1 protein-coding gene is annotated in these 493 nt (G+C 69.0%); it reads right to left on the minus strand.

Annotation, left to right across the window (positions count from 1 at the left end; genetic code table 11):
- Positions 1-9 precede the first annotated feature (9 nt).
- On the minus strand, positions 10-493 hold a 484-nt coding region (locus ACSNOD_RS31715; RefSeq protein WP_436770519.1), incomplete at its 5' end, for a GntP family permease.

Consider the following 493-nt stretch of genomic DNA (forward strand, 5'->3'; position numbering starts at 1 on the left):
CGCCGCCGGCTACAGCACCAGCGACAGCAGCAGGACGAAGACCAGCGAGACCACCGAGACGATGGTCTCCATCACCGACCAGCTCTTGATCGTCTGGCCGACGGTCATCCCGAAGTACTCCTTCACCATCCAGAACCCCGCGTCGTTCACATGGCTGAAGAAGAGCGAGCCCGCGCCGATGGCCAGCACCATCAGCGCCACATGGGAGGTGCTCATGTCGGCGGCCAGAGGGGCGACGAGCCCGGCCGCCGAGATCGTGGCCACCGTGGCCGAGCCCGTGGCGAGCCGGATGCCGACGGCGATCAGCCAGGCCAGCAGCAGCGCGGGGATCGACCAGTCCTGGGAGAAGTCGAGGATCATCCGGCCGACGCCGATGTCGATCAGCGTCTGCTTGAAGCCGCCGCCGGCGCCCACGATCAGCAGGATGCCGGCGATGGGGACGAGGGACCGGTCCACGGTCGAGGCCAGCCGGTCCCTGCCGAAGCCGGCGGCC

This window comes from Streptomyces sp. URMC 123 (assembly GCF_051386515.1).
GTDB lineage: Bacteria > Actinomycetota > Actinomycetes > Streptomycetales > Streptomycetaceae > Streptomyces.